The 20191-nt window shown below is 70.8% G+C and carries 22 protein-coding genes; 5 read left to right on the forward strand and 17 right to left on the reverse strand.

Annotated elements, in window-relative coordinates:
- Positions 1-34: 34 nt before the first annotated feature.
- Both OG828_RS05870 and OG828_RS05875 read right to left on the reverse strand, forming a co-directional pair.
- Positions 35-607: a DUF2889 domain-containing protein gene (locus OG828_RS05870; protein ID WP_328500323.1), complete on the reverse strand. Its 573-nt coding sequence runs from the start codon at positions 605-607 to the stop codon at positions 35-37.
- The gene (locus OG828_RS05875) at positions 604-1392 is read right to left on the reverse strand and encodes an enoyl-CoA hydratase-related protein (protein ID WP_328500324.1); all 789 of its coding nucleotides are present in this window, start codon (positions 1390-1392) and stop codon (positions 604-606) included. Before OG828_RS05875 ends, OG828_RS05870 begins: the two co-directional genes overlap by 4 nt.
- A 170-nt stretch (positions 1393-1562) precedes the next feature.
- Here OG828_RS05875 and OG828_RS05880 point away from each other — a divergent pair, with 170 nt between their 5' ends.
- A complete protein-coding gene (locus OG828_RS05880) occupies positions 1563-2363 on the forward strand; it encodes a FadR/GntR family transcriptional regulator (protein WP_210569463.1) in 801 nt (266 codons plus the stop codon).
- A gap of 15 nt (positions 2364-2378) precedes the next feature.
- Here the strand turns inward: OG828_RS05880 and OG828_RS05885 are convergent, their stop codons facing one another.
- Genes OG828_RS05885 through OG828_RS05910 form a run of 6 tightly spaced genes read right to left on the reverse strand, consistent with a single transcriptional unit; the run spans position 2379 to position 7150 of the window.
- Positions 2379-3485 carry a serine hydrolase domain-containing protein gene (locus tag OG828_RS05885; RefSeq protein ID WP_328437008.1) on the reverse strand — a complete coding sequence of 369 codons (1107 nt, stop codon included), beginning with the start codon at positions 3483-3485 and terminating at the stop codon, positions 2379-2381.
- Positions 3482-4927, reverse strand: a complete 1446-nt coding sequence (locus tag OG828_RS05890) for a class I adenylate-forming enzyme family protein (RefSeq protein ID WP_328500325.1) — start codon at positions 4925-4927, stop codon at positions 3482-3484. The genes OG828_RS05885 and OG828_RS05890 overlap by 4 nt, the downstream gene beginning before the upstream one ends.
- Before the next feature lie 3 nt (positions 4928-4930).
- Positions 4931-5347, reverse strand: coding sequence for a MaoC family dehydratase (locus tag OG828_RS05895; RefSeq protein ID WP_328350994.1), 417 nt, complete (start codon positions 5345-5347; stop codon positions 4931-4933).
- Complete coding sequence (locus tag OG828_RS05900) at positions 5347-5787, reverse strand: FAS1-like dehydratase domain-containing protein (RefSeq protein WP_328500326.1); 441 nt, start codon at positions 5785-5787, stop codon at positions 5347-5349. Before OG828_RS05900 ends, OG828_RS05895 begins: the two co-directional genes overlap by 1 nt.
- 18 nt (positions 5788-5805) lie before the next feature.
- Positions 5806-6651 (reverse strand): enoyl-CoA hydratase-related protein, encoded by an 846-nt coding sequence (locus OG828_RS05905; RefSeq protein ID WP_328500327.1) that lies wholly within the window; start codon positions 6649-6651, stop codon positions 5806-5808.
- A gap of 4 nt (positions 6652-6655) precedes the next feature.
- Positions 6656-7150: a PaaI family thioesterase gene (locus tag OG828_RS05910; RefSeq protein WP_328351000.1), complete on the reverse strand. Its 495-nt coding sequence runs from the start codon at positions 7148-7150 to the stop codon at positions 6656-6658.
- A 126-nt stretch (positions 7151-7276) separates the two neighbouring features.
- Between OG828_RS05910 and OG828_RS05915 the strand changes: the two genes are divergently transcribed.
- Positions 7277-8488 carry a CaiB/BaiF CoA transferase family protein gene (locus tag OG828_RS05915; protein WP_328500328.1) on the forward strand — a complete coding sequence of 404 codons (1212 nt, stop codon included), beginning with the start codon at positions 7277-7279 and terminating at the stop codon, positions 8486-8488.
- Positions 8489-8519: 31 nt separating this feature from the next.
- On the opposite strand, the gene OG828_RS05920 is transcribed toward OG828_RS05915, so the two are convergent.
- Together OG828_RS05920 and OG828_RS05925 are read right to left on the reverse strand one after the other, a co-directional pair.
- Positions 8520-9269: an SDR family NAD(P)-dependent oxidoreductase gene (locus OG828_RS05920; RefSeq protein WP_328500329.1), complete on the reverse strand. Its 750-nt coding sequence runs from the start codon at positions 9267-9269 to the stop codon at positions 8520-8522.
- A 113-nt stretch (positions 9270-9382) separates the two neighbouring features.
- Positions 9383-10393, reverse strand: a complete 1011-nt coding sequence (locus tag OG828_RS05925; RefSeq protein ID WP_328504810.1) for an NADP-dependent oxidoreductase — start codon at positions 10391-10393, stop codon at positions 9383-9385.
- 111 nt (positions 10394-10504) lie between these two features.
- Between OG828_RS05925 and OG828_RS05930 the strand changes: the two genes are divergently transcribed.
- Positions 10505-11080 carry a TetR/AcrR family transcriptional regulator gene (locus tag OG828_RS05930; RefSeq protein WP_328500330.1) on the forward strand — a complete coding sequence of 192 codons (576 nt, stop codon included), beginning with the start codon at positions 10505-10507 and terminating at the stop codon, positions 11078-11080.
- 77 nt (positions 11081-11157) lie between these two features.
- Here OG828_RS05930 and OG828_RS05935 read toward each other — a convergent pair whose 3' ends face one another.
- Genes OG828_RS05935 through OG828_RS05950 form a run of 4 tightly spaced genes read right to left on the reverse strand, consistent with a single transcriptional unit; the run spans position 11158 to position 14747 of the window.
- Entirely contained in the window at positions 11158-11910 is a 753-nt protein-coding gene (locus OG828_RS05935; protein WP_328351008.1) for an SDR family NAD(P)-dependent oxidoreductase, read from the reverse strand.
- Positions 11911-12423, reverse strand: coding sequence for a nuclear transport factor 2 family protein (locus OG828_RS05940; protein ID WP_328437018.1), 513 nt, complete (start codon positions 12421-12423; stop codon positions 11911-11913).
- Entirely contained in the window at positions 12420-13598 is a 1179-nt protein-coding gene (locus tag OG828_RS05945; protein WP_328504811.1) for an acyl-CoA dehydrogenase family protein, read from the reverse strand. Before OG828_RS05945 ends, OG828_RS05940 begins: the two co-directional genes overlap by 4 nt.
- A gap of 39 nt (positions 13599-13637) precedes the next feature.
- Positions 13638-14747, reverse strand: a complete 1110-nt coding sequence (locus OG828_RS05950; protein WP_328500331.1) for an acyl-CoA dehydrogenase family protein — start codon at positions 14745-14747, stop codon at positions 13638-13640.
- An 84-nt stretch (positions 14748-14831) separates the two neighbouring features.
- Between OG828_RS05950 and OG828_RS05955 the strand changes: the two genes are divergently transcribed.
- Both OG828_RS05955 and OG828_RS05960 read left to right on the forward strand, forming a co-directional pair.
- Positions 14832-15653: an enoyl-CoA hydratase/isomerase family protein gene (locus tag OG828_RS05955; protein ID WP_328500332.1), complete on the forward strand. Its 822-nt coding sequence runs from the start codon at positions 14832-14834 to the stop codon at positions 15651-15653.
- Positions 15654-15663: 10 nt separating this feature from the next.
- On the forward strand, positions 15664-16164 hold the full coding sequence (locus OG828_RS05960; RefSeq protein WP_328351018.1) for a MaoC family dehydratase: 501 nt from the start codon (positions 15664-15666) through the stop codon (positions 16162-16164).
- On the opposite strand, the gene OG828_RS05965 is transcribed toward OG828_RS05960, so the two are convergent.
- From OG828_RS05965 to OG828_RS05975, 3 genes are all read right to left on the reverse strand, one after another.
- Positions 16143-17546 (reverse strand): glycoside hydrolase family 1 protein, encoded by a 1404-nt coding sequence (locus OG828_RS05965; RefSeq protein WP_328500333.1) that lies wholly within the window; start codon positions 17544-17546, stop codon positions 16143-16145. The genes OG828_RS05960 and OG828_RS05965 overlap by 22 nt on opposite strands.
- A gap of 122 nt (positions 17547-17668) precedes the next feature.
- Positions 17669-19270 carry a GMC family oxidoreductase gene (locus OG828_RS05970; protein ID WP_328500334.1) on the reverse strand — a complete coding sequence of 534 codons (1602 nt, stop codon included), beginning with the start codon at positions 19268-19270 and terminating at the stop codon, positions 17669-17671.
- A gap of 22 nt (positions 19271-19292) precedes the next feature.
- Entirely contained in the window at positions 19293-20159 is an 867-nt protein-coding gene (locus tag OG828_RS05975; RefSeq protein ID WP_328500335.1) for a crotonase/enoyl-CoA hydratase family protein, read from the reverse strand.
- Positions 20160-20191 lie beyond the last annotated feature (32 nt).

The raw sequence follows: 20191 nt of genomic DNA on the forward strand, positions 1-20191 counted from the left end.
GCCCCGCAGCCAGCGAACAACCCTACCGGCGCAGCTAACGCCCCTCGAACGCTTCAACCTCCGGCACCGGCACCGGCCCCTCCCCCGGCCGCCACCCCGCATCCAACTTCCGCAGCCCCACACCGTCCGGCGCCCAGATATGGCAGCTGTTCAGGACGCCGGCGGTGGAGCGCGGACCATGAGACGGCCGCCCCGAATCCCGCCGCCGCGCATTCGCCGAGATCGCGGCCTGCACAACGGCGGGCCCCAGCGCACGGGCAAGCTCGTACAGATGAGTGCAGCCCGAGATCCCCCGAAACCGCCCCTGGATCGCCCGATTGAACCCCGCGGCCACACTCAACCCGACCAGACCCTCGAACGCCGGGACGATCAGCGGGCATTCGGCATGCGGAAACGTCCGCATGTCCGCGTCGGCCCCCACGATGACCATGTCCGCGAGCCGAACCCGCACCGCCAGCACCATCCGGTGGACCGTCGCGGCCGACGCGTCCTCCCGCGGCCGTACGTCGGCCAGTTCCGCCTCGACGGACAGCTCGGCGCCGTCGTCCTCCTCGTAGGCGCTGATGGTGATCGTGCGACGGTGCAGCGGCAGCTCCGCGCGGGTCACGACGCCGCCTCGCCCAGCGCGGCGAACTCCGGCTCCCGTCGCTCGATGAAGCTGCGCACGCCCTCCCGGTAGTCGGGGGCGCGTTTCGCCGTGGCCAGCAGCGCGGCCGCGCTGTCCCGGCTCGCCACGAAGCTCCGCGCCTGGTCGTCGGCGAGCTGCCGCTTGATCAGGGACATCGCGTACGGGCTGGCGGAGCGGGCGAGTTCGGTGGCGTACGCGAGTGCCGTCGGGAGCAGTTCCTCCGGCTCGACGAGACGGTTGACCAGGCCCATCGCCAGCGCCTCCGGCCCCTCGATCCGGCGCGAGGACAGCAGCAGATCGCTGGCGTTCCCGTAGCCGACCAGCCGGGGCAGGATCCAGGACACCCCGTCCTCCGCGACCAGCCCGCGCGCACTGAACGCGGCGGCGAACCGGGCGCCCGGCACGGCGAACCGCACGTCGCACATCAGCGCCTGGTTGAAGCCGATACCGGCGCAGGCACCGTTGATCGCGGCCACGACGGGCTTCGGGAAGGTCATCGGCCGGGTGCGCGGCGGCAGCTGATCGGTCGGCCACGGCTTGGCCCCGGAGGACGCCCCGTCGAGCACGCTCATGTCCATCCCGGGGCAGAAGCTGCGCCCTGCGCCGGTGAGGACCACGGCCCGTACGCCGGGATCGGACTCGGCGCGGTCGAACAGCTCGTTGTAGAGCAGCTCCATCTCCAGGGTCCAGGCGTTGTGCCGCTCGGGCCGGTTGAGGGTCAGCAGCATGACCCCGTCGTCGGTGAGGTCGGAGAGGATCACCATCGCGTCTCCAAAATAGATAGATGAATCATCTATATACCCAAGGGGTGGACGGACGCCAGATCCGGGTCCGCCCGACCGCGATCACCGACCCCTTGACCTGGTACCCTCGATACATTAAGCAGATTCATTTTGCTCTATACGGCACACATCGTCAGCGAGGAGACTCCGCCGTGGCCGAGGCAGCCCGCGCAGAAGCGCCCCCCATGCCCGCCCCCTCCCGCGCCCGCGTCGGACGCCAGGTGCGCGTACCGAAGACGGCCGAGCTGGTCGCCGCGCATCTGCGCCGCCAGATCGTGCGGGGCGAGCTGAAGCCCGACGACGCGCTGCCGCCGGAGTCGGGGCTGATGGAGCAGTTCGGCATCTCCCGGCCGACCCTGCGTGAGGCCTTCCGTGTCCTGGAGTCGGAGTCGCTGATCACGGTCCGCCGCGGCGCCCACGGCGGCGCCCGGGTGAGCGCGCCGGACGCCGATGTCGCGGCCCGCTTCGCCGGTCTGATCCTCGAGTACCGCGGCGCCACCCTCGGCGACGTCTACCGCGCCGCCGCGCTCATCGAGCCGCCGTGCGCCCGCCAGCTCGCCGTCAAGCACACGGCGGACGACATCAAGCGGCTGCGTGACGCGGTGGCCGCCGAGAAGTCCGTCCTTGACGACCCGCTCGCGCTCGTGGACGCCCAGGACGCCTTCCACGCCCTGCTGGTCGAGCTCACCGGCAACCAGACCCTGATCCTGCTGTGCGGCATGCTGCGCACCATCGTCGACCGGGCGAACGCCTCGTACACCGCGGCCGCCACGGACACCGAGACCCAGAAGGCCCAGGCCCTCAAGGGTCACCGCGCGCATGTCCGGCTGGTCGGGCTGATCGAGTCCGGCAAGGCCGACGAGGCCGAGAAGCTGTGGCAGCGGCACATCTCCAGCGCCGACGACGTGGTGAACTCGGCCGGCCCGAAGACCGTCCTCGAACTGATCGACTGACACCGCTCAGCCCACTCAGTCCGTGAGGTCGGCCGCCAGATCGGCGACGTTCGTCATGAAGGCCGTACCGCGCCGCGAGTGGTCGTATCCGGCGAGTGGATAGCCGTTGCTCAGCAGCGCGAAGGACACCCCGGTCTCCGGGTCCATGAAGCCCAGTTGGTAGGCGGCTCCGGCGTTCCCGAAGAGCGACGGCGAGCCGGTGGACGGCAGCCCGCTGCCCGCGTCAGGTCCGGCGACGGTGACGAACAGCCCCATACTCGTACGCCGGCTGCCCCCGCCGCCGTAGACCTGGTCGCCGTAGGGATGCTCGGTCAGCCGGATCCGGGTGCCCTCGGCCACCGCCTCCGGCTTCCACAGGCCCGAGTGCTCCAGCGCCTGGAAGTACAGGGCGACATCGGCGGCGGTGGCGACGAGCGCGTGACTCGGCTCGCCCGCCGCGAGCACCTCCGGGTCGGACAGATACCAGGGACCCCAGGGGTCGGGCTTCTGGTCGTCGTCGGTGCGATCGGTGGCCGTCATCGGGGCGACCGTGCCGGGCTGTTGGTCCACCGGGACGCCCAGCTCGATCGACGACAGGCCCAGCGGACCGACGATCCGCTCGCGGAGATGACCGGCGAAGGGCAGGCCCGTACGGCGCTCCACGATCTCCGCGATCAGCCAGGCGGCCGAGGTGAGATGGAACTGGAAGCGGCTGCCCGGCGGGTAGTCGAGCCGCCAGCGGCCGAAGGCGGCCAGCCGCTGCTCACGGTGGAGCATCTTCGGGTGGCCGAGCGGCGCGAAGGGGAAGCCGGCGGTGTGGGTGAGCACCTGCTCGACCGTCACCGCCTCTTTCCCGTTGGGCGCGAACTCCGGGATGATCGCGGCGACTTGCTCCCCGAGATCGAGCAGCCCGTCGCCGATCAGCTTCCACACCGCGCCCGCGACGATCGACCGGCCCACGGACTGCAGGATGTAGCGGGTGTCCGGCCGCGCCTCCCCCCACGTCTCGAAAGCCACCAACTTCCCCGCGTGGGCCACGGCGACCTGCGCGGACGGCAGCGGGCCGTGCTCCACCTCCAGCCTGATCCTGCGCAGCAGCACATCCAGCCGATGCGGGTCGACGCCCATGGATTCGCGTGTCATGTCACTCTCCTGCTCAGACTGCGGCGCAGCACCTTGCCGTTGGCGTTGCGCGGCAGGTCGGCGACGAAGCTCCAGCGGACGGGGACCTTGAAGCCGGACAGCCGGGCGCGGGCGTACGCCCTGAGCGTGTCCGGGTCGGGCGGTGCGGTGGGGTCGGCGGGGACGACGAAGGCGACGACCGTCTGCCCGAGGCGGTCGTCCGGTACGCCGGTGACCGCCACGTCGGCGACATCGGGATGGGCGGCGAGGACGGTCTCCACCTCCAGTGGATGGACGTTCTCCCCGCCCCGAATGATCATGTCGGTCTGGCGCCCGGCGAGATAGAGATAGCCGTCCGCCGAGACCCGTCCCAGATCGCCGCTGCGCAGCCAGCCCGCTTCGTCGATCCGGAAGAAATGGTCCGCGCGGGCGTCGATCTCGCCGATCCCGTCCGGCCCGGGGTCCCGCACCCGCACCTCGACGCCGGGCGCCGCCCGTCCGACGGACCGCAGCAACTCCGTGCGCCCGGCGATGGCCTCGCGATGGTCGTCGGGGGTGAGCACGCTGATCGGTGAGCCCTCGGTCTGCCCGAACATGTTGAGCATCCGCACCCCGGGCATCTGCTCGTACGTCCGCCGCAGCGTGCCGGGGCGGATGGGCGCACCGCCGTACTGGAGGACGCGCAGGCTCTCGTGCCGGGCCTGCCCGGCGGCCAGCAGCGTCTCCAGCATGGCGGGGACCATGCTGGTGTGGGTGGTGCCGAGTTCGCGGAGACGGGCCCAGCCGTCGACGGTGAACCGCGGCAGCCCGGTGATCAGCGCTCCGGCGGCGAGCGCGACGGCGATGTTGCCCAGGCCCGCGATGTGGTGGAAGGGCGCGCTGCCGCCGTAGAAGCTCTCGGCGTCCAGCGCGCAGAGTCCGCTATTGACCCGTGCACGGGCAGCGAGTCGGCGTTGGCTCATGGGGACGGGCTTGGGTGCTCCCGTCGTACCGGAGGTGTGCAGGACGGCGGCGAGTTCGTCCGGAACAGCTGTAAGTGACCTGGAGATACAAGCCAGTTCGGGTACCACGACGGTCTTGCGGCCGGTGAGGTGGGCGACTTCGTCACCGAGATGCGCGAACTCTGCCTGTACGACCAAGACGTCGGACGTGCCCGCCGAGACCACCGCCGCGATCTCGTACGGAGTCATCCGCACCCCGAGCGGCGCCAGGGGGTGTCCGGAGCCCGCGCCGCCGATCACCAGCGCGAGGGCGTCGGCGGAGGTGGCGATGAGGGCGGGGACGGGTTCGCCGGGAGCGAGGCCGAGTGTGTCGAGCCAGTCGGCGGCGCCGCCCGCCCGGTCGAGGAGTTCGCGTCCGGTCCAGCACTCGTCGCCGAACCGGGTGGCGGGGCGGGCGTGGTCGTAGGCGCGGTTGACCATGGCGGTCCAGGTGTCCTGCTCGACTGCGCCTGGGCGGTCCACGGCTCAGGGCTCCAGGCGGGCCGTCGCGGTGCCGGTGACCACCTCGCCGCCGTCCTGGTTGACCGTGCGCAGGGAGAAGCGGGCGACCGGACCGGCCGGCGTGTCCTCGACGGACTCGACGGTGGCCGTGGCGGTGAGGGTGTCCCCGGGCCACACCTGGGCCTTGAAGCGCACACCGAAGGTCAGCAGCGACTCGATGCCGACCCAGTCGGTGAGCACCCGTCCGGTCATGCCCATGGTGAGCATGCCGTGGGCGAAGACGCCGGGGTAGCCCGCGGTCTGCTTGGCGAACAGCTCGTCGGTGTGCAGGGGGTTGAAGTCCCCGGACGCACCCGCGTACTGGACGATCCGGGTGCGCTTCAGGTCCTCGACGAGCACGCTCTCACGGGTCTCGCCGGCCTTGATGTCGTCGACGTGCATCACGAGTCCTTCCGGGTGGCGGGGCCCTCGGGGACGACGGCCACGGTCAGGGCGGTGACGACCTTCTCGCCGTCGGCGTCCCGGTATTCGGTGATCCGCTCGCTGAACAGCAGCAGCCCGGTGCGGCCCCGCTTCTCCCAGCTGCGCCCCGGCACGGTGTGCGCGTACAGGGTCTCCCCCGCGCGTACCGGGCGGTGGTACTCGAAGTGCTGCTCGGCGTGGAGTCCTCCGCCGCCCTCGGGCATCGTCCCGGGGCCGCCTCCGGAGCCGAACCACTCCTGTCCCGGCTTGGGACGCAGGTGGTACTCCGGGTCGTAGTGCGCGCTCGCCATGGCGAACGTAGGCGGCGCGAACCGCTCGTACGCCGGGTTCTCGTCGCCGATGGCGCGGGCGAACATCATGATGTGCCCGGCCTCGACGGGGAACGGCTGCCCTGTCATGTCTCGTGGTCTCCTCGGTCAGTACGGCAGGAACGCGTCGCGGGTGGCGTCCTCGGGATCGAAGTCGGCGGGCAGCCCCTCGAACTTCGGCTCCCGCTTCTCCACGAAGCTCGCCACGCCCTCACGGAAGTCCGGCGACCCGGCGAAGAACTCCATGGCCGAGTACGAGCGGGCCAGCGCCTCCTCGAACGGCCGGTCCAGATCGCCGTACACCTGATGGCGTACGACGGCCATGGCGCGCGGCGAGCAGTTGCGGGCGATGTCGCGGGCGTAGGCGCGGGCCGCGTCGAGCAGGTCCTCGGGCTCCACGACCCGGCTGACGAGCCCGAGTTCCTTCGCCTCGTCGGCGTCGAAGACCCGGCCGGAGAGCAGCAGGTCTAGGGCGTTCTCCAGGCCGATGACGCGGGGCAGGACGTACGGCATGTTGTACTCGCCCGCCAGGCCCCGGCGGGTGAAGGCGGTGGTGAAGCGGGCGCCGCGGGCGGCGAAGCGGATGTCGCAGATGAGGGCCTGGACCAGGCCGATGCCGGCGCAGGCGCCGTTGATGGCGGCGATGAGCGGCTTCGGCATGTCCCGCTTGCTGTACATCGGCACCCGGGCCTGGAGGTTGAGGGACTGGCCGGGCTGGGAGTTCTGCTCCAGCCGCTGGACGTCCATGCCGGGGCAGAACGCCCGGCCCGACCCCGTGATGATCACGACCTTCACCGACGGGTCGTGTGCGGCCTCGTCCAGGAGCGCGAAGAAGCGGCGCTCCATGGGGATGCTCCAGGCGTTCTTGCGTTCGGGCCGGTTGAGGGTGAGGGTGGCGACTCCGTCCTCGTCGACCTCGTACAGCACCAGGTCCTGATCGGCTTGCTCGGGCACGTCGTCACTCCTCCGTCAGCGGTTCGATGGGGTCGCCGACACCGGCCCGTTCCCCGGAGATGGTCACCACCACCTGGCCCCGCGCACAGATCCGGCCGTCCGGCATACGGACCTCCACATCGGCGAAGTGCAGCCGCCGGCCACGCCGGACGCACCGCGCGTGGGCGACGGCCTCCCGGCCACGGGCGGGCGCGAGGTACTGCACGGACATCGACACGGTGCTCAGCAGGCTGCCCTTGTCGAAGTCGTGCCCGGCGATCACGGCTCCGGCGCCCGCGGTGTCGATGAGCGCCGAGATCACCCCGCCGTGGAAGACGCCTTCGTGGGCGGAGAGCGACTCGGCGTAGGGCAGGACCATCTCGATGCCGTCCGGGTCCCAGCGCAGGATGCGCATGCCGCAGTCGCGGTTGAACTTGACCCCGCGCTCCCAGCGGGCCCGGAACCACTCGCGGCGTTCGCGCTGTTCCTGGTCGGTGAGGCTCCTCGCCGCGACGGTCATCCGCGCACCTTCCGGTCTCTGCCTCGCAGTGCAGATCCATATAGTTACATGATTCAGCGCCATCCGCGAGGAGTGGATGTAGCATTTATCTAACTCATTAGAAACTCGAGAAGGGGAGGGTGCTCGATGCCGTCTACCGCCCTGGCCGGGATCCGCGTCCTCGACCTGTCCCGCATCCTCGCGGCCCCGCTGGCCACCCAGATGCTGGGCGACCTGGGCGCGGAGGTGATCAAGGTGGAGCGGCCGGGCAGCGGCGACGACTCCCGGACGTACGGGCCACCCTTCCCGGCCGGCCCGGACGGTGAGCGCACCGACACGGCCGCGTTCTATCTCGCCTGCAACCGCAACAAGCAGTCCGTCACCGTCAACCACGCGACCGCCGAGGGCCAGGAGCTGATCCGTGCGCTGGCCGCCCGGTCGGACGTGGTGGTGGAGAACTTCCGGGCGGGGACGCTGGCGAAGTACGGGCTCGACCACGAGAGCCTGCGCGCGCTCAACCCCCGGCTCGTGTACCTCTCCGTGACCGGCTTCGGCCAGACCGGGCCGTACGCTCAACGCCCCGGCTACGACGGCATCTTCCAGGCGATGTCCGGGATGATGAGCGTGTCCGGTTACCCCGAGGAGCCGATGAAGGTCGGCGTCAGCATGGTCGACATCCTCACCGGCCTGTACGCCGCCACGGCCGTGCTCGCCGCTCTGCGGCACCGGGACACCACCGGCGAGGGCCAGTTCATCGACCTGTCCCTGCTGGACTGCGGGCTCGCTTCGCTGTCCCACTTCGCGATGAACTACCTGGTGTCGGGTCAGGTCCCGCAGCGGCGCGGCAACGGGGGCTACGGCGGCATCCCGTCCCAGGCCTTCCAGTGCAAGGACAAGCCGATCTTCCTGGTCGCGGGCAACGACAAACAGTTCGCCGCGTTCTGTACGGCGGCCGACCGTCCGGACCTGTTGCAGGACCCGCGGTTCGCCTCGACGTCCGCGCGGATCGCGCACCGCGAGCAGATCCTGCCGGTGCTGGAGGAGATCCTCCGCACCCGGACCCGCGACGAATGGCTTGCCGTCCTGGACGAACACGACGTCCCCGCGGGCCCGTTCAACGAGATGCCCGAGGTCTTCGCCGACCCCCAGATCCGCCACCGCGAGATGCTGGTCGAGGTCGAGGACCCACTCTCCGGCCGACTCCCCCTGCTCGCCAACCCGATCCGCCTGACCGCCACCCCCGTCGACGGCTACACCCCGCCGCCCGCACTGGGCGAGCACACGGCCGAGGTGCTGGGCAGGCTGGCGGGGGTGACGGAGACGCGGCTGGCCGAACTGCGCGCGCGGGGGGTGGTCTAGGGCCTGGTCGGGAAAGCCGGGACAGCGCTGGTCAGATCTGGTTCTCGCCGCCGTCGACATACAGGTTGGCGCCGAGGATGAAGCTGCTCTGCTCGGAGGCGAGGAAAGCGACCACATGGGCGACCTCGGCCGGGTCCGCGATCCGGCCGAGCGGGACGCCCGCGGCGAACTGCGCCTTGGTGACGGACGCATCCTCCGCGCTGACCACGGCGTCGAGTCCAGGCGTGTCGATGGTGCCCGGGGAGATCGCGTTGACCCGGACGTTGCGGCCCTTGAGCTCGTTGGCCCAGGTCCGGGCGAAGGACCGGATCGCCGCCTTGGAGGCCGCGTACGTACCGAACGCCGCGACCCCGTCGTCGGCGCGCACCGAGGAGTTCAGGATCACCGACGCACCGTCGTTGAGCAGAGGCAGCGCCTTCTGCACGGTGAACAGCGTGCCGCGCACGTTGACACCGAAGATCTGGTCCAAGTGCTGCTCGGTGATCTGCTCCAGTGTCGCGAGCGCGCCGCTCCCCGCGTTCGCGAAGACCACGTCCAGGCCCCGGCCCCGGGCGCGGACCGCGTCGTACAGGCGGTCCAGGTCGGCCAGGTCGGAGACATCACCGGCCACCGCGGTGGCCGCCGACGGGCCGATGGCCTCCACGGCCGCGTCCAGCGCGGTCTTGCGTCGTCCGGTGATGAACACGTGTGCGCCCTCGGCGGCGAGTCGCTTCGCGGTCGCCAGGCCGATCCCGGTACTGCCGCCGGTGATGACGGCGGTCTTGCCTTCGAGTTGTCCCATGCCCATGACCTCCACACACTTCGGTATCGACCGGTACTGAATGACGTCGAACGAGACCGTAGCACATCCGCACCGACCGGTACGGAAGTGGCCTGACACGAGGAACTGTCCACCTAAGCGACCGTGAGCACGATCTTGCCCTGGATGTGCCCTCGGGCGGCGCGTTCGTGGGCGGCCCGGGCATCCGCGAGCGGAAACGTGCTGTCGATCGCGACGCGGACCGTGCCGGTGTCGAGCAGGCGTCCCAGTTCAGCGAGTTGCGCGCCGTTCGAGCGGACCTGGGCGATCGAGACCGTGACGTCCAGCTTGGCGGTCTCTGCTTCGTCGAATTCGCCGGGGAACACCGGGAAGAGGGCCCCGCCGCGCTTGAGTGTGCGCAGGAGGCGGCTGCTGTGGGGGCCGCCGACGGTGTCGAGAACGAGGTCGACGTCGTGCACGAGTTCCTCGGGACGGCTCTTGGTGTAGTCGATGAACTGATCGGCGCCGAGCTCGCTCAGGAACCATTCGTGCGCGCCCGATGCCACCGCGAAGACACGTGCCCCCTTCCACTTCGCCAGTTGCAGGGCGAAGTGCCCGACGCCGCCCGCGGCGCCGTTGATGAGCACCGTCGTGTCGGCGTCGAGTGCCGTCGGGCGATGCCGCGCCTCCTGGAAGGGCGACGGGTGATCATGTCCGACCTCGATCAGGAACTGCCACGCCGTCAGCCCGGCCATGGGCGCGCCGGCGGCGTGCACATGGTCGATACCGGCCGGCTTGCGCGCGAGGTCCGACGCGGGCGCGGCCACGTACTCGGCGTATGCGCGACCGTCGAAGCTGGGGAAACGCAGAAGACCGAAGACTTCATCACCTACGGCGAGGCCGTCCACGTCCGCGGCGACGGCCTCGACGACGCCCGACACGTCCGTCCCCGGAATCACCGGCAGGCCGACCGTCGACTCCGTCTCCCCGGGCACCTTGGTCAGCCCGCCGCGCAGGTACCAATCCGGAGGATTGACGCCGGCCGCGTACACGCGAACGAGCACCTCACCCGGCCCCGGCTCGGGAATCGGCACCTCGTCGTAGCGCAGTACATCAGGACCGCCGTGCTCATGGAGCTGGACCGCCCTCATCGTGTGTGTCGGCATCATTTTCTCCTGCCCGCACTGCGGGATAGGCTTATCCGGATCAGCGATCCACATAAGTGGACCACTGATCCGAATATATGGACCACTGATCCGGATAGTCAAGAGGGACACATGCGGGCCGACGCCAGGAAGAACCGCGACCACGTGCTCGCCGTAGCGGGCGCCGCCATCTCCGAGCACGGCGTCGATGTGTCATTGCGCGACATCGCGCGCAGGGCCGATGTCGGGCTCGCGACGCTGCTGCGGCACTTCCCGACGCGCGAGGCGCTGCTCGAGGCCCTGCTCCACACGAGCTTCGAGGAACTGACGGCAAAGGCAGGCGAGTTGGAGACGTCGAGCTCACCCGAAGACGCGCTGGTGTCGTGGCTGCGGGACTGCGTGGCGTGGACCACCGAGTACCGGGGCGTGACCGTGCTGATGGCAGCCGCCATCGATGACCCCGACTCCGCCCTCCACGCCTCGTGCGTCACCCTGCGCGCAGCCGGCGCCCGGCTCCTCACCCGCGCCCAGGCCGCCGGCGCGGCGCGGAGCGACATCGACGGCACCGACTTGTTCGCACTGATTGCGGCGCTCGCCTGGCTCGGCGACCAACCCTCGCTCGCACCACGCGCCGATCACCTCTTCGATGTGGTCGCGAGCGCGATCCTGACGAGCACAGGGAGCGGCGCAGCCGACGCAGCTCGATAGCGCCCCGAAAGGGGCGCGGGGAACTGCGCGACCAGCCCCCACCCGCCCGCAGCCATCGAACCCTCCCAGCGGAGCCCTCAGCCGATCAGCGTGCGGCCGCCCTCCAGCATCAGCGTCGCCCCCGTCAGATACGCCATGTCGTCGCTGACCAGCGCCGCCACCGCTCGCCCGATGTCCTCCTCCGGGTCCCCGAGCCGCCCCAACGGAATGTCCGCGGCGAGACGTTCGGCGTGTTCGGGATGGGCGGTGAGATACACCTCCGCGGCCGGGCTGAGGGCGGCCGGGCAGATGACGTTCACCCGGATCCCGTACGTGCCCCACTCCCGCGCGGCGACCCGCGTCAGACCACGGATCGCCTCCTTGGCCATCGCGTAGGACGCGAAGGTCGGATCGCCCTGGACGGCGGTCGACGAGCCGAGGTTGACGACGCTGCCCCGGCTCTCCCGCAACCAGGGCAACGCGGCCTGCATCGCATGGAACGTCGCCAATGGGCCGCTGCGATAGGCGAGTTCTAGATCGTCGTACGACGTCTGCTCGAGCCGCCGCTGCACCGAGGACTGCGCGTTGTTGACGAGCACATCCAGCGAGCCGAACTCCCGTAGCGTCTCCGCCACCATGTGGTCGACGTCGGAGCGTTCACACACGTCCCCCACGACGGTGTGTGCCCGGCCCCCGCGCCCGGCGATCTCCGCGGCCGTGTCCTTCAGCTTGCTCTCGGTGCGGCCCGTGATGACGACGGCGGCACCCTCCGTGGCCAGCGCGAGCGCGATGCCGCGGCCCACGCCCTGGCCGCCGCCGGTGACCAGCGCGACCTTCCTCTTGAGTCGCATTCACGTCTCCTTCCAGAAGGCGGCCCAGGTGGGAAAGGCGTCCGGCAGTGCTGGATCACCGGCCCCCGCCCAGCTGTCGAAGCCGACGGCCTGCGGGCGTTCGGTCACATCGGCCGCGTACCAGTGCTGTTCGCGGCGCCGGGAGAAGTACCACTCGCCGCCCACGCGCGCGTAGTCGTCGAGATAGCGGATCGCCATGACGATCCACCGCTCCCCCACCTCGTGTTCGGCCCGGCAGTAGACCGAGCCCGTCGCGGTGTCGCGGCCGGTGAACTCGACGCGGTGGCCGCAGATCTGGTGGATGGAGCGGTGGAAGCCGCGGACGAGCGGCTCGATGTAGGCGCGCAGGGCCTGCCTGCCGCTGCCGTGGCGGCCCAAGTCCACGTCGGGCCGGAAGCAGCCGACCCAGGCGTCGAGGTCACGGCCGTCGACCGCGAGGGCGTAGCGGATGGGGAGTTGCTGGATGGCCAGCTGGGATTCGATGCGGTCGATACGGTCCGCCGGCCCGCTCATGGCCGGGGGTCCTTCGGGAGTCCGAGTACCTGCTCGCCGATGATGTTGCGCTGGATCTCGCTGGAACCGCCGTAGATCGTCTCCGCGAGGGAGAGCAGGAAGGACCGCTGCCGCGTGTCCAGGCCGTAGTCCTCGCCGACGATCTGCCCGGCGGGGCCCGCCAATTCCATGGCCAGATGGCCGAGTTGCTGGTGGCGTGTGGACGCGTACAGCTTCGCCGTCGTCGCCTGGGCGCCTGGCGTGCGGCCCGCGATCAGTTCGGCGACGGTCCGCATGTTGGTGGTGCGCATGATGCGTACGGAGATCCAGGCGTCCAGGATCCGGCGGCGCAGCATGGGGTCGTCGAGGGCGCCGCGCTCCCGGGCCAGCTCGATCAGGGCGTCGGCCTCACGCTCGTAGCCGAGCTGGAGGGGCAGCAGGGTCGTGCCGCGTTCGATGCCGAGGGTGGTCATCGCCGTGCGCCAGCCGCCGCCGACCTCGCCCACAACCAGGTCGGCGGAGGTGCGTGCACCGGAGAGGAAGACTTCGGCGAACTCGTCCTGGCCGGCCAGGTTGCGGATCGGGCGGATGTCGACGCCGGGCTGGTCGGTCGGCACCAGCAGCATGGTCAGGCCCTTGTGCCGCTGGGAATCCGGGTCGGTGCGGGCGAGGACGTAGAGCCAGTCGGCGTGGTCGCCGAAGGACATCCAGACCTTCTGCCCGTCGATCACCCACTCCTCGCCGTCGAGTTCGGCCCGGGTGCGGACGGACGCCAGGTCGGAGCCGGCGCCGGGCTCGCTGAAGCCCTGGCCCCACAGCTCCTCCACGGCGAGGATCGGCGGCAGGAAGCGCTTCTTCTGCTCCTCGCTGCCCATCGCGAGCAGCATCGGGCCGAGCAGGTCGAGGGCGCCGCAGGTGGCCCGGTAGGGGGCATTGGCCCGCGCGTACTCGTACTCGAAGACGATCTCCTCGACCAGCCCCAGTCCCCGGCCGCCGTACTCCTTCGGCCAGCCCACGCCCAGCCAGTTCCCGGCGGACAGCTCGCGGTCCCAGGCCAGCCGCACCTCCCAGGCCGCGCCGTCGGTCGGGCCGCCCACCCCTTTGTGCTCGGCGAACTCCCCCACCAGGTGCTCGGCGAGCCAGTCGCGCAGTTCGTCGCGGAAGTCGCGTACCGCGGGTCCGAAGTCCAGCTCCATGTCGTTCTCCGGGATCTCCATGTCGCTCTCCTAGATCTCCTAGATGCCGAGCCGGGCGGCGAGCAGTTCCCGGTGGTACGCGGGCGTCCCCAGCAGCACCTCGGAACTCTTGGCCCGTTTCAGATAGAGGTGGGCGGGGTGTTCCCAGGTGAAGCCGATCCCGCCGTGCACCTGGATGCTGTCGCCCGCGACCTTGGTGAACGCCTCCGAGCAGAAGGCCTGGGCCAGCGCCGCGGCGATCGCGGTCTGCGTCTCGTCCCCGGCGTCCAGTGCCCACAGGCCGCCGTACGCCGCCGAGCGCGCCGACTCGATCTCGGTGAGCATGTCGGCGCACTTGTGCTTGACGCCCTGGAAGGAGCCGATCGGCCTGCCGTACTGGACGCGGATCCTCGCGTAGGACACGGCGGTGTCCAGGGCCGCGGCGGCTCCCCCGACCTGTTCGGCGGCGAGCAGGACGGAGGCGGTGGCGAGGGTGCGGCGCAGTGCGGGCCAGGCGGTGCCCTCGGTGCCGAGCAGCCGGGCGGGGGTGTCCCGGAACTCCACGCGGGCCTGTTTGCGGGTCTGGTCGAGGGTGGGGAGGAGGGTGCGGGTGAGGCCCGGGGCGTCGGCTTCGACGGCGAAGAGGCTGATGCCGGACGCGGTGCGGGCGGCGACCAGGAACAGGTCGGCGAGATGGCCGTCGGGGACGTATGTCTTGACTCCGGTGAGCCGGTTGTCGTCGCCGGCCGTGAGGCCGATGCCCGTCTCGTCCCAGCGGCCGTTCTCCTCGGTCAGCGCCAGCGTGGCCACCGTCGCGCCGGACGTGATGCCGGGCAGGAGGTCGGCGCGGGCCCGCTCGTCGTCGCAGCGCAGGAGCGCCTCGGCGGCCAGGGCCACGGTGGCGAAGTAGGGCGCGCAGAGCAGGGCGCGGCCCGCCTCCTCGAAGACGATGCCGAGATCGACGTAGCCGAAGCCCGAGCCGCCGTACTCCTCCGGTATGGCGAGTCCCTGCAGGCCGAGTTCGGTGGCCATGCGCCGCCAGACGACCGTGTCGAGACCGTGCGGGTCGGCGGCGAGGCGGCGCACGGCGGCCTCGTCGGAGTGTCGGGCGAGGAACGCGCGTACGACCTTGCGCAGTTCGTCCTGCTCCTCGCTGAAGGTGAGATCCATCCCGAGCTTCCCGTCCTCGGTGTTGCCCGCCCAGATACAGTTAGATAATTATAGTATCCGAACGGAATACACCAGGAGCATGACGTGACGGATCCCTATGAGCAGTTCACGAGCCTGACCTTCGAGCGGCCCGCGCCCGGGGTGCTCCGGATCGTGCTCGACGCCCCCCACCTCAACGCGGTCGACCCCAAGATGCACGGCGAGCTGGCCGACATCTGGCCTGTCGTCGACCGGGACGACGACGTGCGCGCGGTCCTGGTCCAGGGCGCGGGCAAGGCCTTCTCGGCGGGCGGGACCTTCGACTCCATCGAGGCCATGACCGAGGACTACACGGTGCGTGCGCGGGTGATGCGCGAGGCGCGGGACATGGTGTACGGGGTGATCAACTGCTCCAAGCCCGTGGTGTCCGCGATCCACGGTCCCGCCGTCGGCGCCGGGCTGGTGATCGGCATGCTGGCGGACATCTCCGTGGCCGGACGCCGGGCGAAGATCGTCGACGGGCACACCCGGCTCGGCGTGGCGGCCGGCGACCATGCGGCGATCTGCTGGCCGCTGCTGTGCGGCATGGCCAAGGCCAAGTACTACCTGCTGACCTGCGAGACGCTCACCGGCGAGGAGGCCGAGCGGATCGGCCTGGTCTCCAAGTGTGTCGACGACGGGGAGGTGCACGCCGAGGGGCTGCGCCTCGCGACCGTGCTGGCCGCCGGCCCGGCGAGCGCGCTGAGCTGGACCAAGCGCTCCCTCAACCACTGGTACCGCACGGCGGGGCCGCTCTTCGAGGCCTCGCTCGGACTCGAGTTCTTCGGGTTCGGCGGGCACGAGGTCACCGAGGGTCTCGCCGCCCACCGTGCAAAGCGCGCCCCGGACTTCGAGGGCGTGGCCGCCAAGCACCCGCTCGACCTCTGAGGAGCCCGCGATGACATCGGAGTCCACCATCAGTGAAGCCCCCCTGCTCGTCCGGGGGTTGACGTACGAGGAGATGCCCGTCGGGCAGATCTTCCGCACCGCCCGCCGCACCGTCACCGAGACCGACCTGGTCAACTTCGTCACCTGGGGCGGTTTCACCGAGCCGCTCTTCTGGGACGCCTCGCACGCCGCGGACGGCGGCTACACGGGCCGGCTGGTGCCGGGCGGACTGACGTACTGCCTCGCCGAGGGACTGGTGCTCCAGACGAACGTGCTGCACGGCACGGGCCTGGCGTTCCTTCACATGGAGTTGTCGGTCAAGGGTCCGGTGTACGTCGGTGACACGCTGTACGCCGTCGTCGAGACGACGGACTCGCGACCGTCCAGCAAGCCGGGCCGGGGCGTGGTGACCAGCCGCATCTCCGTCCGCAACCAGCGCGACGAGGAGGTGCTCGTCTACACGCCGGTGCGGCTGATCCGCGGCAGGGACTACGAGGCTCCGGCGCCCTGAGCCCGCGGCACCGCGTGGAGTCCGGTCGGCGCCCCAGCCCCGGTGGGGGCGGGTGCGAACGCTCCCCCGTGGATCCAGTCCGCGGGCATCGGCGGGCGGGGCGGCGGTGTGCGCTCGGGGACGCCCATCGCGTACAGGCGGGTGTAGCGCAGCTTCGCCTCGATGTTGTCGAGCACCGACCAGTACTCGTAGCCGCACACGTCGACGCCGCGCGACACGACCCGGGCCAGCCAGGACAGCCGGGCCCCGAGCTGCGCCCGGCGCCGGGCGTCGTCGCGGCGGCCCCGGTGGTCGACGAGGTCCAGGTCGCCCATGCCGTTGTCGACGATGGACAGGGGCGGCAGGAGGTCGCCGTACAGGTCGTGCAGGCCGGCGACGGCATCGGCGAGCCCTTCGGGGAGGATCGGCCAGCCGTACGCCGTGGTCTCCACGTCGTCGAAGGGGATCAGGGCGAAACCGAGACCGATGAGCAGCCGGTTCACCTCGTTGAGTGCGCCGAGGCACTTCATCACCGGGAGCGCCCTGGGCAGGTTCTCCGGCGCGGTGACGCGGAACGGGGTGTACCAGGACAGGCTCAGCAGGTCCTGCGCGGTGGCGATGGTGTCCAGGTCGCCGGGGCGTACGCAGCCGGTGGCCTCGACCGGTGAGACGTCGTCCTCGGTGACCATGTGCTCGCCGAGCAGCATCGGGTCGAGGAACATCCGGTTGGTCCAGCTCTCCAGCCGCTCCACGGCCAGGCGGTCGTACGGGTCGTCGGTGGCCGCATAGCCGCCGACGAGGGTGACCGTGGTGCCGATCCGGCCGTGCGCGCCGGTCGCCCGCAGTGCCTGGGTGGCGAGCCCGTTGGCGAGCAGGATGTGGTGGACCGCGGGCAGTCCCGCCCTGCCGATGCCACGGCTCGGGGGATACATTCCGGCCACATGGTCCGCGAGCGTGGGGCTCGCCAGGTCCGTCGAGGTGATCCAGCGGTCGACCCGGTCTCCGAAGCGGCGGCCCATCTCGGCGGCGTACTCGGCGAAGCGGTTCGCGGTGTCGCGTACGAGCCAGCCGCCGGAGGCGTCCAGCCACGGAGGCAGCGACAGATGGAGCAGGGTGACGCTGGGCTTCATGCCGCACGCGAGCAGGGAGTCGAGGGCGCGGTCGCAGCGGTCGAGGGCGGTCCGGTCCCACAGGCCCGGCCCTTCGGGCTGGAGCTGCGGCCAGCCCGCCACGGCCCGGTGGGTCGTCGGGGCGGCACCGAGCACATGCCGGACGTCGTCGGCCCACTGCCGGAAGTGTCCGCCCTGGTCGGGCGGGGGCATCGGGGCCGCCGCGAGGGCGTCCGCAGTGGCCGTCCCCCAGTCGACACCGCGGTAGGAGTCGTACAGAGAACCATCGCTCATGGTCACCGTCCAGGCGATGAATGGTTTAGCGCATTCAACTGAATGCTCGCCGTCCGGACGCTAACACTTCGGGGAAACTACGACAATGTTTCAGCCAGATCTCTTCGAACCGGCCACGGTGATCACTTCCCCTCGAGGATGAGGTCGGCCGCCCGCCAGGCCATCGCCATGATCGGCGCGTTGAGATTGCCGGACACCATGGTCGGCATGACCGAGCAGTCGACGACCCGCAGGCCCTCGATGCCGCGCACGCGCAGCTGGGCGTCGACGGGGTCGTCCTCGGCCGGGCCCATGGCGCAGGTGCCGATGGCGTGGTAGCCGCAGCGCCCGTGCTCGAGGCCCGCGTCGATGATCTCCTGGTCCTCCCGCACCGCGGGGCCGGGCAGGGTCTCGGCCGTGATCCGCCCGGAGATCGGCGCGGTCTCGAAGAGTTCGCGCATCCTGCGGAACAGGGCGGTGCCGACCGTGCGGTCGTGGTCGGAGCCGTAGTAGTTGGCCGTGATCGTCAGGGGTGCCTCGGGGTCGGCCGAGGTGATGTGCAGGCTTCCCTCGGCGGTGGGGCGCAGGATGTAGCCGAGGCCCATCACGCCCGGCTCGCGCTCGACTCCGGTCTCCTTGCCGGGGATCTCCGGGGTCAGGGAGACCGGCGCCATCAGCAACTGGGCGTCCGGGCGGTCGAGTTCGGGGCGGCTCTTGAAGAAGGCGATGACGTCGAAAGCGGGAGCGGCCAGCGGTCCCCGGCGGGTGGCCAGGTACTGCACGCCGGACAGGCCCTGCCGCAGCGGGGTGCTCAGCGCCTTGTTGTAGCCCAGGTTGTCCCCCAGCCGGTACTGGACGACGAAGCAGCGGTGCTCGCGCATCCGGCCGCCGATGTGCGGGCTGTCGACCAGGACGTCGATGCCGGCCGCCTTGAGCGTCTCGGCCGGTCCGATGCCGGAGAGCTGAAGGATCTTCGGGGTGGCGATGCTGCCGGCGGACAGGATCACCTCACGTCGGGCGCGGACCTCGGTCTGCTGTCCCTCACTGCGGGTCCGTACGCCGACGGCCCGACCGTTCTCGGTGACGACCGCGGTGACCAGGGTGTCGACGGCGACGGTCAGGTTGGGCCGGTGTGCCACCGGGTGCAGGAAGGCGCGGGCGACGCTGAAGCGCTGTCCGTTCTTGATGGTGGCCATGGCATAGCCGATGCGTTCGTCGTCGCTCGCGTTGAGGTCGTCGGTGCGGCGCCAGCCGAGTCCGGTTCCGGCGGCGATCACCTCCTCGCAGAGGGGTTCCGGCCGCGACGCGGTCGAGATGTGCAACGGCCCGCCCGCGCCCCGGACTTCGGAGGCGCCGAGCGCGTTGTCCTCGATCCGCCGGAAGACCGGGAGCATGGTGTCCCAGCCCCAGCCGGGGTTGCCGAGCCGCTCCAGCTCGTCGTAGTCGGCCCGGTCGCCGCGGTTGTAGACCATGCCGTTGACCGAACTCGATCCCCCGAGCGTGCGGCCCCGCACCCAGTGCTCGACCCGCCCGGTCGGGCCCACCGGCTCCACCGGGTAGTGCCAGGCGTACCGGGGGTCGCCCAGCAGCTTGCCGAACCCCTTGGGCATCTTGATCAGCGGCGTGGAGTCCCTGCCGCCCGCCTCGATCAGCAGCACCGTCGTCCCGGGGTCCGCGGACAGGCGGTTCGCGAGCACGCACCCCGCCGAACCGGCCCCCACCACGATGTAGTCGAACGTCGTCATCACACCTCCCGGTGCTTGCGGCCTACGCGCCGAAGGGACGGAATTCCTCGTCCTGCCACCAGGGATACACCGGCGGCATGTCCTTGCTCACCCTCCCCGGGAACTCCGGCGGGCGCTTGGCGAGAAAGGACTCGATGCCCTCCGTCGGGTCCGGACCGCCGCCGATCTGGCTCATGATCCGCGAGTCGAGGCGGTGCGCCGTCATGGGGTGGGCCTCGCCGAGCATCCGCCACATCATCTGCCGCGCCAGGGCGACCGACACGGCCGAGGTGTTCTCCGCGATCTCGCGCGCGAGGGCGTACGCCGCCGGGAGCAGTTCCTCCGGCGCGTGGACGGAGCGTACGAGCCCGGCGGCCAGCGCCTCGTCGGGACCGAAGACACGACCGGTGGCCACCCACTCCATCGCCCGCTGCATGCCCACCGCGCGCGGCAGGAACCAGCTCGCCGCGGACTCCGGGACGATGCCGCGGCGCGCGAAGACGAAGCCGAACTTCGCCGAGGTCGAGGCGAGCCGGATGTCCATGGGCAGGGTCATACTGGCGCCGACGCCGGCCGCCGGGCCGTTGATCGCGGCGATGACCGGCTTGGCCGAAGAGAAGACGCGCAGCGCCACCCGGCCGCCGGTGTCCCGGTGCCAGTCACCCGCCCTGCGGTGGTCGAAGGAGCCGCCGCCGGCACTGACGTCGGCACCCGCGCAGAAGCCTCGTCCGGCGCCGGTCACGACGATCACGCGCACGTTGTCGTCAGCGTCGGCCGCGTCCAGGACGTCCAGCAGATCCTGCATCATGCGTGGGTTGAAGGCGTTGAGCTTCTCGGGCCGGTTGAGCGTGACGGTGAGGATCCGGTCCGCCGACTCCGCCGTGACGGTCTCGTACTCCTGCTCCGGCATACATGCCCTCCACACTCGGTTCCCAGTCCGCT

This window comes from Streptomyces sp. NBC_00457 (assembly GCF_036014015.1).
Lineage (GTDB): Bacteria > Actinomycetota > Actinomycetes > Streptomycetales > Streptomycetaceae > Streptomyces.